A 13,912-nucleotide genomic window follows, 5' to 3' on the forward strand; every position below is an offset into this window, starting at 1 on the left:
TGATGTCGAGATAGTTGCGGCATCCGTCAGCCCCATCGGCATGTCGGACCGAGGAGCCCTCAGCGCGGCAGACCGTGCTCGCGCGCCGTCCGCGGGTGGCCGATGTTCTCGCGCGGGAGATCGACCGAGCGAGTCCACCCGGGCCCCGCGACAGGGATGCCCCGCGCGAGCAGGCGGTCGATGACCGCGTCGACCGCCTCAGCGATCACCGGCGCCAGCTCATTCCCGGCCAGCATCGACACGGTCACCTCGGCATCCTGCGCCGACGGCGCCGCGTGGATCACCACGATCGCCTTCACCGACAGCGGGCCGAGGCGTTTGGTGATCAGCGTGAGCCCGGTGCCGTTCAGAATCGTGTCGCCGATCAGGTTGCCGCGGCGCAGCACGACGACCCCCTCGGGAGCCTCCGCGGGGTCGAATCCCTCTGCCCGCAGGGCGTCGGAGACGTCCGCGACGGCCTGCGCGGCCACCTCGGGGGCGATGACGAACCGGCACGCCGCACGGATCTTGTGCGACCCGACGAGGGTCTCCCCCCACCGGGGCGGGGTGCGCAGGGCGGCGGTCATCCCGGCCACCCCGTCGCCAGGTCAGCTTCGAGCTGCTCCATGTCGCTCACCCAGGCATCCAGCGCCTGCCGGACGCCGTCCAGGATTCCATTCAGCCGCGCCATCCCCGCCGACCACTCCGCCTGCGCGGACGCGTACGCGGCCTGGGCATCGCCCGACCATCCCCGGGAGAGGACCTGCGCCGCCGATTCGAGGTCGGCGAGGCGCCCCGCGATGGCGGTCTGCGCCGCGGCGATGCGCGCGGCACTGTCGTGCGCGGCGCCGAAGTCCACCATGAGCCCGGTCATCGCGGCATCCCTTCGCTCGGATCGATCAGGTCGGACAGGCGGGCGCGAAGCGCCGCCCCGCGCGCGAGCAGACGCTCCCGTTCCCGCTGCAGTTCCGCGACCGGGTCGGGCTCGCCCTCCTCCTCGGCGATGGCGCGGGCGTCGTCGGCGAAGACGCCGACACCCTCGCGGGCCACCGCGCGGACGTTCTCGGCCTCGACGCTGTCGTCGCTGCCGTCGAACACCGCCGAACGGCTCGTCTCCCCGAGGTCGATGCGACCCTGGAGCACCTGCCAGTCGCGGCCGAGCTCCCCCGCGCGCGCACGGCGGCTGAAGGCTTCGTCGGCGTCGAGTTCCTCGTCGTCGTCGAGCGCGCGCGCCTGCTGAACCAGCGAGTCGATGAACGCGAGACGATCGCGGGTCTGCGCGAAGAGGTCGTCGTCGAGGTTCATGCCGCCGCCCGTCGTCCGGTGTCGACGAGGAGGCGCAGCAGGTCGTCGACGAGCAGAGCCGTCTCCACCAGCTGGGCCTTCGCCTGCACGGCGCCCTCGATGGCGTCGAAGATCGTGTCGATGATCGTGTAGATGATCTTCACCAGCGTGAAGATCTTGGTCGCCAGCAGAGCCCCCTCCGCCGCGGCGACGATCCACCCGGCGACGGGCACCGTCGCCTCCACCGCCATGCGCATGAGCTTCTGCGCGATCTGGTTCAGGATGACGCCGATCGCCAGGGCCGCGCTCTTGGACACCAGCACCAGCGTGCCGACCTTGACCGAGACCACATCGCAGGCCGAGCCGACGCCGTACATGGTCGCGCCGATCGCGGTCACGCCACCGCGGAACGCGAGCCCCGCCTCGCCGTCCCAGAACTCCCCCTGGCGCACCAGGCCCGCCGCATTGTCGGCGACCGCGCGACTGGCCTCACCCAGGTACTGCCAGGCGATCGACACCTCTTCGATCCCGGTCCAGTCGCCGGCGAAGGGCTTCATGATCACGTCTTCGAGGATGCTGAAACCGGCGATCTGCTCGAAGACCCAATCGACGCCGCCGAGGATCGGGCCCGCGCTCCAGCGCATCGACTCGATCTCGCTCTTCGTCGCGTTCGGCGCCACCAGGTAGCTCGAGGCGTCCTGGCGCTCGACGACCCCGGTCGCGCCGTGGCCCCAGTCGTCGACCGCGCCGGATACGTCGTCGAAGATCCCGCGCGCGCCCGACGCGATCGCGCCCGGGGCGTCGATGATCTGCTGGAAGACCCACGGCTCGGGATCGCCGTGACCGGCCGGAGCCCCGCCGGATGCCGCGGGAAGGGTAGGCGCATTCGACCGCGGGTCGACGAACGGCGACGCTCCCCCGCCCAGGGGCGCGAAGATGGCGGTGATCTGATCGTGGAGGGCGCGTTCCTGCGCCGCATAGGCCGCGGCGGCGTCATCGACCTTGTCGGCCGCGGTCGTCATGACCCGCGCGAGACCGTCGGCGATCCGCACGCCCGCGACCGCGATCGCGAGCGACACGGCCGTGAACGGCATGAGGATGATGCCGGTATCGGAGGGGGTCAGGATGCCTCGCTCGTGCACGTACCGCGACATCGCGGGCAGGTGCTGCTCGCCCTGTCGCCGGAGCGTCTGCGAGCACAGGGCCAACTGTCCGTAGTCCACACGCATTCCCTCACCCTATGCAGGGGGTATGCCCGCAGGGCAAGCCCTCGCGCGCACATTCGTCGTTCGCCGCACGCCGTCGGACGGGCCCACGCGCGAGATAGGGGACGCATGCGCCGACATGCGCTCTTTGGGGCGGGACGACGGTGCCGCTAGCCTGGGCGCATGGCTGACCTGCGTCTCGTCGAACTGTCCGCCGCCACGATCGTGGCCGTGAACAACCTCTCGCTCAAGCCCGGACAGGAGCAGTTCCTGGCCCCGGTCAGCTACGGCATCGCCGCAACCGTGATGAACCCGTCGACGTCGTGGCAGCGCGTGGTGCTCGACGGCGACGAGGTCGTCGGCTTCGTCAGCGCCAACTTCGACGGCGAGGCGCCGGAGGAGCACTTCCGCTCCGTGCTGTGGCGCATCAACGTGGACGCCGACGACCAGGGCCGCGGCGTCGGCAGCTTCGCGCTCGCGCAGCTCCTCGACGAGGCGCGCCGCCGCGGCATGGACCACGTCGACGTCATCTACGAACCCGGCGTCGGCGGCCCCGAGGCCTTCTTCCAGCGCGTCGGCTTCGAGCCCGTCGACGAGACGGAGTACGGCGAGGTCATCGCGCGCGTTCGCGTGTGAGGGGAACTCGCGGCCGCGGCATCCATCCTGCGCGGCGTCCTCGACCTGCGAGCTCGCCGACGCACGTCGCGTGACTGACGACGGATGCCACGCCCCGGCCGGGACGTGGCATCCGGTGCGTGCGCGGGTCAGACCAGCGACTCGCGCCACGCCGCGTGCAGTTGCGCGAACTTGCCGGTGCCGGCGATGAGGGCGGCGGGGCTGTCGTCCTCGATGATGCGACCGTGCTCCATCACGAGCACGCGGTCGGCGATCGCGACCGTCGACAGGCGGTGCGCGATGATGATGGCCGTGCGGTCGGCCAGCAGTGTCTGCAGCGCATCTTGGATCAGACGCTCGCTCGGGATGTCGAGCGAGGCCGTGGCCTCGTCGAGGATCAGCACCGCGGGGTCGGCGAGGAACGCCCGGGCGAACGAAATCAGCTGTCGCTGACCCGCCGAGACCCGACCTCCGCGCTTGTTCACGTCGGTGTCGTAACCGTCGGGCAGCTTCGAGATGAAGCCGTCGGCTCCCACCGCGCGGGCGGCGGCGCGGATCTCGTCCATCGTGGCGTCGGGCTTGCCGAGCGCGATGTTGTCGGCGACGGTCCCGCTGAACAGGTACGCCTCCTGCGTGACCATGACGATGGCGCGCCGCAGATCCTTCGGGTGGAGGCGGCGGAGGTCGACGTCGTCGAGGGTGACGGCGCCCTGCGTCGGGTCGTAGAAGCGCGAGATGAGCTTCGCGAGTGTCGTCTTGCCCGCACCCGTCGTCCCGACGAGCGCGATCGTCTGCCCGGCCGGGATGTCGAGCGTGAAGTTCGGCAGGATGACGCGGCCCTCGGTGTATCCGAAGGTGACCTCATCGAAGCGGACGTGCCCGCGGGCGCTCCACAGGTCGACGGGGTCGGTGGGGTCGGGAACCGTCGGCTCCTCCTCGAGCACGCCCGACACCTTCTCGAGGGCGGCCGTGGCGGACTGGTACGAGTTCAAGAAGAACGCGACCTCCTGCAGCGGCGAGAAGAAGTTGCGCACGTACAGCACCGCGGCGGTGAGCACACCGATCTCGAGCGGTCCGGCGATGACCCGACCCCCACCCCACAGCAGCACGACGGCGACCGAGACGGCGGCGACCGCCATGATCCCCGGCTCAAAGGTCCCGAACAGGCGGATGGAGCGCATGTTGACGTCGCGGTAGTCGGCGGCGAGCGTGCCGAACTCGGCGTCGTTGCGGGGCTCCTTGCGGAACGCCTTGACCGCGCGGATGCCGGTCATCGTCTCGACGAACTTGACGATGACTTGGGCGCTGATGACCCGCGACTCGCGGTAGATCACCTGCGAGCGCGTGTAGAACCACCGCATGAGCAGGTACATCGGGATGCCCATGAGCGTGAGGATCAAGCCCGACTGCCAGTCGATGAGGAAGAGCGCACCGAGGGTGAACAGTCCGTAGAGCACGCCCGAGACCAGCTCGTTGAGTCCACCGTCGAGCAGTTCGCGGATCGTGTCGAGGTCGCTCGTCTGGCGCGAGATGATGCGGCCCGACGTGTACGACTCGTGGAACTCCAGGCTGAGCTTCTGCGTGTGCAGGAAGATGCGCTTGCGCAGGTCGAGCATGATCGCCTGCGTCAGCCGCGCCGCGACGACCACGTACCAGCCGATCAGCACGGCACCGCCGATGCCGGCGAGAAGGTACACGCCGACCACGCCGTAGGTCGGGAGCCAGTCGCTGCGTTCGATCACGGCGGGCAGCGCGTTGTCGATGCCGTAGGCGATCAGCGCGGGGCCCGCCACGCGCAGCGCCGTCGAGACCACGAGCACGGCCGCGGCCAGCACGAGCTGCCACCGCAGCGGCGAGACGAGAGAGCCGAGCAGGCGCAGGGAGCGCTGACGGATGGCCTTGCTCTCGGCGCGGGTGTAGTCGGAGCGGTCTTCGCCGCTGGTTCCGGAGACGGTCGCGGTGGTCATCGGGTCGCCTCCTTCTGGGTAAGGGCGTCGTCGGCGGAGATGTCGCCGTCGGGTGCCGGAGCGGATGCAGCTGTCGAGCGCGCCGCGGCATCCTTCGGGTCGCGTTCGGGCATGACGACCGGGATGGCGCCCGTGCGCGCTTCGCGTTCGGCCTCTTCGAGGCTCGAGATGACGTAGCGGTAGTGCTCGCTCTCGCGCAGCAGATCGGAGTGGGTGCCGACGGCGGTGACCCGGCCGTCCTGCAGCAGGGCGACGCGGTCGGCGAGGGTGACCGTCGACGGCCGGTGGGCCACGACGAGCGCCGTGGTCTCGCTGAGCACCTCGCGCAGGGCGTCTTCGACGAGGGCCTCGGTGTCGACGTCGAGCGCCGACAGCGGGTCGTCGAGGACGAGCACGGCCGGGCGGGCCGCCACCGCGCGCGCGAGGGCGAGGCGCTGGCGCTGGCCTCCCGAGAGGCTGAGTCCCTCTTCGCCGATCACGGTGTCGAGTCCGTCGGGCAGGTCGTACACGAACTGCGCCTGGGCGACCTGCAGGGCCTCGCGCAGGATCTCGTCCGCCTCGGGCGAGCCCGGCGTGAGGTCCTCGCGGCCGAGGAGCACGTTGTCGCGCACCGACTGCGAGAACAGGGTCGCGTCTTCGAAGGCCATTCCGACGTGGCGACGCAGTTCGGCGAGCGTCAGCTCGCGCACGTCGACGCCGTCGAGGAGCACTCGTCCGCCCGTGACGTCGTAGAGCCGCCCCGGCAGGGTGGTGAGGGTGGTCTTGCCCGAGCCGGTCAGCCCGACGAGGGCCATCGTCTCGCCGGGGCGGAGCGTGAGGTCGACGCCGTCGAGCAGGTCGGGCTCGGTGTCGGCGGCATCCTGATAGCGGAAGTGGGCGTTGTCGAACGTGAGCTCTCCGCGCGGGTCCGCGATCGAACGAGGGGTCTCGGGGTCGACGATCGTGTTCTGCTCGTCGAACACCTCGAAGATGCGGTCGGTCGCGGTGCGCGCGTCGAGGAGGAACGAGAAGAGGAAGCCGATCGACTCCAGGGGCCAGCGGAGCACCGTGGCCATGGCGAAGAACGCCACGAGCTCGGCGACCTGCAGCTGACCGAGCTGCGTGAGCACGATGCCAGCGCCCAAGCACACCGCGAAGGCGATGTCGGGCAGCAGCACGAGCCAGAACCAGATCCATCCGACCGCGCGCGCTTTGTCGATCTCGGTCTCGCGGAGCGACTCGGCCTGGCGCGTGAACTTCTGCAGCGCGTGCTTCCCGCGGCCGAACGCTTTGAGCACGCGGATGCCGTGCACGCTCTCTTCGACGGATGTGGCGAGGTCGCCCGCCTGATCCTGACTCTGGCGGGTGAGGGCGCCGTAGCGCTTCTCGAAGCGGAAGCCGACGTAGATGACCGGGGCGGAGGTGACCAGGAACAGCGCACCGAGCAGCCAGTGCCACCGGAACAGCAGGACCGCGCCGATGACGATCGTCAGCATGTTGACCACGAGCAGGATGACACCGAAGGCGAGCCAGCGGCGCAGCATGCTGATGTCCTGCATCATGCGCGAGAGCAGCTGACCCGACTGCCAGCGATCGTGGAACGCGACGGGCAGTCGCTGCAGGCGCGAGTAGAACGATTGGCGCAGGTCGTACTCGACCTTGGTGGCCGGCGCGAGCACGAACCAGCGCCGCAGCCACACCATCGCCGCTTCGGCGAGGCCCAGCCCGAGCACGGCGAGGGAGCCCCACACCAGGGCGGTCGGGTCGAGAGAGGCGATGGGGCCGGCGACGATCTGCTCGAGCACAAGGGGGATGGCGAGGGCGAGCAGGCTCGCGATCAGTGCGGTGACGGCGCCCGCGATGAGGCGGGGCAGCACCGGCCGCGCGATCGGCAGGAGCCGCGCGAGGGCGCGCGGTGTGGAGAGGCGTTTCGGAGTCGTTGAGGTGGTCATGATCCTCGTGGGGTCGAAGCGGGCGCCGGGATCGGGCGCGGACAGGGAGGCCGAAGGCGCGACGAGAGTCGTCGATCGGGGCGGAGCGGGAGCGCCGGAGCGCGGACGCGGGGCCCTAGGAGCGTCGGCCGGGGCGCGCGGCGAGGAAGGACGCGGCGGCCGGGGCGACGGGGGCGTCGATCTGGTCCATGGCATCCTCCTTGATCGGTGTGAAGCCATCGCCGGGGGAACGACAGCCCTCCAGACTATCCCTGAGAGAACGCTGAGGGCAAGAGTGTCCTCGCCGCTCAGGCGGCCGCTTCGCGCGTCAGCAGACGGCGCTTGACGTCGGTGCCCCACGCGAATCCGCCCATCGTCCCGTCTCCGCGGAGCACGCGATGGCACGGGACGAAGAGGGCGACCGCGTTGCGGGCGCAGATCGATGCCGCAGCCCGCACCGCGGCGGGAGACCCGAGTGCGGCCGCGAAGCCGCTGTAGGTGAGGGGGGCGCCGGGGGCGATGTCGCGCAGGCCGCGCCACCCGGCGAGCTGCAGGGCCGTGCCCTGCTGCGCGACCTCGACGTCGTCGATCGCCGCGAGGTCGCCGTCGTAGTACGCCCGGACGGCTTCCGCGGCCCAGGTGTCGCCCTCCACCACCCGGTCGGGTCGACGGTCGGGACGCAGCCGGGCGAGGACGGCGTCGGGGTCGGCCGTCCAGCCCGACACGATGACGCGATCGGCGTCGTCGGCGAGGATCGCGAAAGCTCCGTCGGGGGTGTCGACGAACTGGAGGGTGGCCGTGGTCATGCGGGGGTCTCGCTCTCTGTTTCGGTGAGGGAAGCCGGGTGCTCGGCTGACACCTCGACGGTGAGGTCGGACGACACGACGTCGACCCGACCGCGGCCGCGCCCGGATGCGCGACGTGTCGCCGGCACCGTGGAGGCGGCCGCCGTTTCGGCGGGCGCGCGCCACGCCTGGGTCACGGGCGCGGCGTACCAGTAGTGCGCCATCGCATAGCTGCGCCAGGGCGCGAGGCGCGCCGACCATTCGGTGAAGCCGGCGGGGTCGGACGGCAGCCCCAGCGCGGCGGCTCCGGCACGCGCCGCGACGTCACCCGGCAGCAGGACATCGGGATCGCCGAGCACGCGCATGCGGACGTAATCCGCGGTCCACGGTCCGATCCCCCGCCGCGCGAGCAGCCGCTCCCGCTGATCCGCGGCATCGTCACCGAACCCGATTGTCAGGCTGCCGTCGGCCAGCGCCGCGGCCGCCTCGACGATCGCGCGCATGCGCGCGGCCGGTCCGCGCAGCACTTCGAGTCCGCGCTCGGCGATCTCGACGGGACTCGGGAACAGCGTCATCGGTTCGGGGCCGACGCCCACCCGCTCCCCCAGCGTTTCGGCGAGACGGCCCTGCATCGTGCGGGCCGACGCGACGCTGATCTGCTGGCCGATCATTGCGCGCAGCAGCATCTCGTCGGCATCCAGCGCCCCGGGTACGCGCACCCCGGGGATCGCCGCGACGGCGGGCGCGAGTTCGGGGTGGCGCGCGAGCGACTCGTCGATCGCGAGCGGATCGGCGTCGAGGTCGAACAGGCGACGCACGCGCGAGATGAGCGTGCCGAGGTCGGCGAGGGCGCCGAGGCGCGCCCGCAGGCGGAGGCGTCCGTCGTCAGCCTGGCGCACCTCGAACCACGCCGGGCCCCCGGGCAGGCGCACCACGCGGGCGAACGAGGTGTCGCCGCCCACCTCGACCCCGGGGATGGCGTGGGCGCGCATCCAGCCGAACAGCCCCACGGTGTCGATCGGCCCGCGCACCGGCAGCGCGAGGTCGATCTCACCCGCGACCGCCTCGACCCCCGACGCGTGAGGTCGACGGGCTCGCAGCGCGCTCGGCGGCATCCCGAACACCTCGCCGATGGTCTCGGTGAACTGACGGATGCTGGAGAACCCGGCGGAGAACGCCACGTCGGCCGACGACAGGTCGGTGCCGACCAGAAGAGCTCGAGCGGTGTGCGCGCGGTGCGCGCGGGCCAGGGCGAGCGGTCCCGCACCGAGCTCGGCGGCGAGCAGTCGCGTGAGGTGCCGTGAGGAATAGCCCAGGCGTCGTGCCAGTCCCGGAACCCCCTCGCGGTCGACGACTCCGTCGGCGATGAGACGCATCGCGCGGGCGACGGCGTCTCCGCGGACGTCCCACAGGGGCGACCCCGGGGCGGCCTCGGGCAGACACCGCTTGCACGCGCGGTAGCCGGCCTCGTGCGCCGCCGCCGAGGTGGCGTAGAACGTGACGTTCTGCTCTTTCGGCGTGCGCGCGGGGCAGCTCGGCCGGCAGTAGATGCCGGTCGAGCGCACGGCGGTGACGAACTGCCCGTCGAAGCGGCGATCGCGCGACTGGATCACGCGATAGTGCTCGGCGAAGCCCGGTGCGTCGGCGGTGGTGGGGGTCATGGCATCCACCCTGCCACCGACCTCCGACATCGGCTGGCGGAAATCGGACACGGGTGTGCGCCCCGCGGGGACGAGTCGAGGGTGCAGCAAGCCGGTCGCCGACACGGTCGACGATCCGCGCGTTGCGCAGGTGGCCGCCGACCGCCACGCATTCGAGGAGGAGTCGATGCGCGTTATCGAGGAGTCCGGGCAGGACGAGGCGGACGACGCGATGTTCCGGGAGGGGGAGTCCTCGCATCCGGAGGGCGAGGCCGCCCCGGCATCCGGCCGCAGCCCCGCGGAGACCTCCCGCGCCGCGGAGATCATCCGGAGGATGCCGTGGGATCTCTCCCGGCTCGGGCGCGGAGCATGGAGCTCTCCCTCGAGCGCGGGAGTCCGGGGCGTCGACGTCCTGATCCGATCCTCCGCCCCTGTGGGAGGAATCGCTGTCAAGGGATCGAGCTCGGCTCGCAACCCCTCCCCGATGTCGGAGGCCGTCGCTAGCGTGAGGGCATGAGCGAACGCGAATACGACCTCATCGTCATCGGCGCCGGCCCCGTGGGCGAGAACGTCGCCGATCGAGCCGTGCAGGCCGGACTGACCGCGGCGATCGTCGAGTCCGAGCTCGTCGGCGGCGAGTGCTCGTACTGGGCGTGCATGCCGTCGAAGGCCCTGCTCCGCAGCGCCGCCGCCCTGCGCGCGGCGCGCGACGTCGACGGGGCGAAGCAGGCCGTCACCGGCGACCTCGACGTCGCCGCGGTCCTGCGCCGCCGCGACACGATGACGAGCAACTGGGACGACTCGGGCCAGGTGCAATGGCTGGAGGGTGCCGGAATCGACCTCGTCCGCGGACACGGACGACTCACCGGCGAGAAGACCGTGCGCGTCACCGCCGCCGACGGCAGCACCACCGACCTCGTCGCGCGTCACGCCGTCGCGGTCTGCACGGGATCCGCCGCTCTTCTGCCCGACATCCCGGGCCTGGCCGATGTCTCCCCCTGGACGAGCCGCGAGGCCACCGCGGTGGAGCAGATCCCCGCCTCGCTCGCGATCATCGGCGGCGGCGTCGTCGGGGCCGAGATGGCGACCGCCTTCCGCAGCCTCGGCAGCAAGGTCACGATCATCGCCCGCTCGGGCCTGCTCGGCGGCAACGAACCGTTCGCGGGCGAGCTGGTGGCGTCCTCCCTGCGCGAGCGGGGCGCGACCGTGAAGACCGGCGCCGACACGACGGCCGCCCGCCGCGACGACGACGGTCGCGTGGTCCTCGACCTCTCCGACGGCACGACGGTGACCGCCGACGAGGTCCTCGTCGCGGTGGGGCGCACCCCGCGCACGCAGGATCTCGGATTGGAAGCCGTGGGGCTCACCCCCGGCGCGTGGCTCGACGTCGACGACACCCTGCGCGTGCGGGGCTCCGACTGGCTGTACGCCGTGGGCGACGTCAACCGCCGCGCACTGCTGACCCACCAGGGCAAGTACCAGGCGCGCGCCGCCGGCGACGTCATCGCCGCCCGCGCGAAGGGCGACGAGGTGGATGACGCCCCCTGGGGCGCCCACGTCGCCACCGCCGACCACGATGCCGTCCCCCAGGTCACCTTCACCGACCCCGAAGTGGCTTCCGTCGGTCTCACCGCGAAGAAGGCCGACGAGAAGGGCTTGAACGTCAAGGTCCTCGATTACGACCTGGCGAGCATCGCGGGGTCGAGCGAGCAGTCCGACGCCTACGTCGGCAAAGCCCGCGCGATCGTCGACCTCGACCGCGGCGTGCTCGTCGGCGCGACCTTCGTGGGGCCCGATATCGCCGAACTGCTGCACTCCGCGACGATCGCGATCGTCGGCGAGGTGCCCGTGAAGCGCCTGTGGCACGCGGTGCCGTCGTACCCGACGGTCAGCGAGGTGTGGCTGCGCCTGCTCGAGACGCTGGGCCGCGACTCGGCCTGACCCGCGAGGCGGGGGGGTGGCACAGTGCACGAGCCACGCGGTTCGGGGGCCCGACCGCCGACGATGACCGCGCCGAACGATCCGCGGGGGCTCCCCGCAGCCTGGATTCCCGCTTCGCGGGCCTGCCGTCTCGAGCGTCCCCCGCGTAGGGTCGCACCATGCCACGATCCGTCGCCCTGATCCGTGGAGTCGGTGGACCCACGGCCATGACAATGCCCGCGCTGCGCGAGGTCCTGGCATCCGCCGGTCTGGGCGAGGTCGAGACGCTGCAGGCGGCCGGCAACCTCGTTCTCGACCCTGGGCGGCGCAGCTCGGCCGCCGTGGCGAAAGCGGTGCGCGCGGCGGTGCGCGAGGGCTTCGGCTTCGACCTGCCCGTCATCGTGCGCACGCACGCCGAACTCGCCGATGCGCACGCACGGAACCCCTTCGCCGATGCCGCCGAGGGGCGGTGGGTGCAGACGGTCTTCCTCGCCGAGCCCGCCGAGACGACGGTGCTCGAGCTCCCCACCGGTGCGCCGGAGGAAGCGGTGGTCGACGGCCGGGAAGTGTTCGTGCGGTACCCCGACGGCATCGGCGGATCGAAGGTGCAGGCGGGTTACATCGAGAAGCAGCTAGGCGTCGTCGGCACCGCACGCAACGCCAACACCGTCGCGAAGCTCATCGCGATGAGCGCGTGACGGGCGCTGGCGGCGCCGCGGCCGTCCGCGCTCGCCCCGGGCGCCGGACCACCGGCATCCCCCTCCCCCACCCCCACCCCCACCGATAAACGCCATCCGTGTCGAGAAACGCGCAGCCACCGCGTTTCTCGTCACGAACAGCGTTTGTCGGCGGTCAGAGCCCCACCGCTGCACCCCGCGCACCCCGCGCCCCGCACGCCGTACGCGACGACGCCGCCGCAACCGGAGCTGCGACGGCGTCGAAAGAGCGACGGCTCAGTGGAAGAAGTGGCGCTCCCCCGTGAAGAACATCGTCACGCCTGCGGCACGCGCGGCGTCGATGACCTCGGCATCCCGCACCGATCCCCCGGGCTGGATGATCGCCGAGATCCCCGCGTCGATCAGCACCTGCGGGCCGTCGGCGAAGGGGAAGAACGCATCGGATGCCGCGATCGAGCCGTGGGCGCGGTCTCCCGCGCGCTCGACGGCGAGGCGGCACGAGTCGACGCGATTGACCTGGCCCATGCCGATGCCGACGGTGGCCGAGGCCTGCGCGAGCACGATCGCGTTGGACTTCACCGCGCGGCACGACTTCCACGCGAAGATGAGGCTCTCCATGTCGGCCTCGGCGGGGCGCTCGCCCGAGACGAGCTCCCAGTTCTTCGCGACCGACTCGATGTCGTCGGGGAAGCGGTCGGCATCCTGCAGCAGCAGGCCGCCCGACACCAGGCGCACGTCCATGCGCTCCTGCTGCCAGTCGGTGGGAAGCTGCAGCACGCGCAGGTTCTTCTTGAGCTTGAACACCTCGAGCGCTTCGGGCTCGAAGTCGGGCGCGATGATGACCTCGGTGAAGATGTCGCGCAGGTTCTCGGCCATCTTCAGCGTCACCGTGCGGTTGGCGGCGATGACCCCGCCGAACGCCGACACGGGGTCGCACTCGTGGGCGCGCAGGTGCGCCGACGCGATCGGGTCGAGGGCGTTCGGGGCGGCCACGGCGATCCCGCAGGGGTTCGCGTGCTTGATGATCGCCACCGCGGGCTTGACCATGTCGAAGGCCGCGCGAAGAGCCGCGTCGGCGTCGACGTAGTTGTTGTACGACATCTCCTTGCCCTGCAGCTGCGTGGCCTGGGCGATGCCGTGCCCGCCGACGCGCGTGTAGATCGCCGCGCGCTGGTGCGAGTTCTCGCCGTAGCGCAGGGTCGACAGGCGCTCGGCCTGGATCGTCAGGTGCGCGGGCAGGTCGATGTCGTCGCCGAGCGTGCCCTCGGCGAACCACGTCGACACGGCGGTGTCGTACGCGGCGGTGTGCGAGAACGCGCGCGCGGCGAGCTCGCGACGCTGCACGAGGGTGGTGCCGCCGTGCTCCTGCAGCGCGTCGATGATCGCGGGGTACGACTCGGGCGAGACGACGATCGCGACGTTGGCATGGTTCTTCGCCGAGGCGCGCACCATGGCCGGCCCGCCGATGTCGATCTGCTCCACGACGTCGTCGCCCTCGGCACCGGATGCCACGGTCTCGACGAACGGGTAGAGGTTGACCACGACGAGCTCGAAGGGACGGATGCCGAGGTCGTCGAGCTGCGCTTCGTGCGAGGCCAGGCGCAGGTCGGCGAGCAGGCCCGCGTGGACGTTCGGGTGCAGCGTCTTGACGCGCCCGTCGAGCGACTCCGGGAAGCCGGTCACGGCCGAGACGTCGGTGACGTCGTAGCCGGCTTCGCGCAGCAGCGTCGCGGAGCCGCCGGTCGAGACGATTTCGACGCCGGCGGCCGCGAGAGCGGCTCCGAGCTCGAGGAGCCCGGTCTTGTCGCTCACCGAGACCAGGGCGCGGCGGATCGGGACGATGTCGCGGGGACGGTAGTCGGCGGGGTCGTGGCGGGGTCCGGCCATGGCGTTCGGCTCCTGTGTCTCGAGACGGGTTCGGGAACACGAC

12 protein-coding genes are annotated in these 13,912 nt (G+C 71.5%); 3 read left to right on the forward strand and 9 right to left on the reverse strand.

Annotated elements, in window-relative coordinates; genetic code table 11:
* Positions 1-59: 59 nt before the first annotated feature.
* From FB047_RS10300 to FB047_RS10315, 4 genes are read right to left on the reverse strand one after another with little or no spacing between them, the layout of a single operon-like run.
* Entirely contained in the window at positions 60-566 is a 507-nt protein-coding gene (locus FB047_RS10300; protein ID WP_136587101.1) for a hypothetical protein, read from the reverse strand.
* A complete protein-coding gene (locus tag FB047_RS10305) occupies positions 563-853 on the reverse strand; it encodes a WXG100 family type VII secretion target (RefSeq protein WP_136587102.1) in 291 nt (96 codons plus the stop codon). The genes FB047_RS10300 and FB047_RS10305 overlap by 4 nt, the downstream gene beginning before the upstream one ends.
* Positions 850-1,284: a hypothetical protein gene (locus tag FB047_RS10310; protein ID WP_136587103.1), complete on the reverse strand. Its 435-nt coding sequence runs from the start codon at positions 1,282-1,284 to the stop codon at positions 850-852. Before FB047_RS10310 ends, FB047_RS10305 begins: the two co-directional genes overlap by 4 nt.
* Positions 1,281-2,492 carry a hypothetical protein gene (locus FB047_RS10315; protein ID WP_136587104.1) on the reverse strand — a complete coding sequence of 404 codons (1,212 nt, stop codon included), beginning with the start codon at positions 2,490-2,492 and terminating at the stop codon, positions 1,281-1,283. Before FB047_RS10315 ends, FB047_RS10310 begins: the two co-directional genes overlap by 4 nt.
* A gap of 159 nt (positions 2,493-2,651) precedes the next feature.
* Between FB047_RS10315 and FB047_RS10320 the strand changes: the two genes are divergently transcribed.
* Positions 2,652-3,104, forward strand: coding sequence for a GNAT family N-acetyltransferase (locus FB047_RS10320; RefSeq protein WP_136587105.1), 453 nt, complete (start codon positions 2,652-2,654; stop codon positions 3,102-3,104).
* A 128-nt stretch (positions 3,105-3,232) separates the two neighbouring features.
* On the opposite strand, the gene FB047_RS10325 is transcribed toward FB047_RS10320, so the two are convergent.
* The 4 genes from FB047_RS10325 to FB047_RS10340 form a co-directional block, all read right to left on the reverse strand.
* Positions 3,233-5,050 (reverse strand): ABC transporter ATP-binding protein, encoded by a 1,818-nt coding sequence (locus tag FB047_RS10325; protein ID WP_136587106.1) that lies wholly within the window; start codon positions 5,048-5,050, stop codon positions 3,233-3,235.
* Complete coding sequence (locus FB047_RS10330) at positions 5,047-6,981, reverse strand: ABC transporter ATP-binding protein (RefSeq protein WP_240752726.1); 1,935 nt, start codon at positions 6,979-6,981, stop codon at positions 5,047-5,049. Before FB047_RS10330 ends, FB047_RS10325 begins: the two co-directional genes overlap by 4 nt.
* A gap of 287 nt (positions 6,982-7,268) precedes the next feature.
* A complete protein-coding gene (locus FB047_RS10335) occupies positions 7,269-7,766 on the reverse strand; it encodes a methylated-DNA--[protein]-cysteine S-methyltransferase (protein ID WP_136587107.1) in 498 nt (165 codons plus the stop codon).
* Positions 7,763-9,406 (reverse strand): AlkA N-terminal domain-containing protein, encoded by a 1,644-nt coding sequence (locus FB047_RS10340; RefSeq protein ID WP_136587108.1) that lies wholly within the window; start codon positions 9,404-9,406, stop codon positions 7,763-7,765. Before FB047_RS10340 ends, FB047_RS10335 begins: the two co-directional genes overlap by 4 nt.
* A gap of 492 nt (positions 9,407-9,898) precedes the next feature.
* Here FB047_RS10340 and FB047_RS10345 point away from each other — a divergent pair, with 492 nt between their 5' ends.
* Positions 9,899-11,326 (forward strand): dihydrolipoyl dehydrogenase family protein, encoded by a 1,428-nt coding sequence (locus FB047_RS10345; protein ID WP_136587109.1) that lies wholly within the window; start codon positions 9,899-9,901, stop codon positions 11,324-11,326.
* A gap of 158 nt (positions 11,327-11,484) precedes the next feature.
* Complete coding sequence (locus tag FB047_RS10350) at positions 11,485-12,003, forward strand: DUF1697 domain-containing protein (RefSeq protein ID WP_136587110.1); 519 nt, start codon at positions 11,485-11,487, stop codon at positions 12,001-12,003.
* 255 nt (positions 12,004-12,258) lie between these two features.
* Here the strand turns inward: FB047_RS10350 and purH are convergent, their stop codons facing one another.
* A complete protein-coding gene (purH, locus tag FB047_RS10355) occupies positions 12,259-13,869 on the reverse strand; it encodes a bifunctional phosphoribosylaminoimidazolecarboxamide formyltransferase/IMP cyclohydrolase (RefSeq protein ID WP_136587111.1) in 1,611 nt (536 codons plus the stop codon).
* Positions 13,870-13,912 lie beyond the last annotated feature (43 nt).

This window comes from Microbacterium hydrothermale (assembly GCF_004854025.1).
Classification (GTDB): Bacteria; Actinomycetota; Actinomycetes; order Actinomycetales; family Microbacteriaceae; genus Microbacterium; species Microbacterium hydrothermale.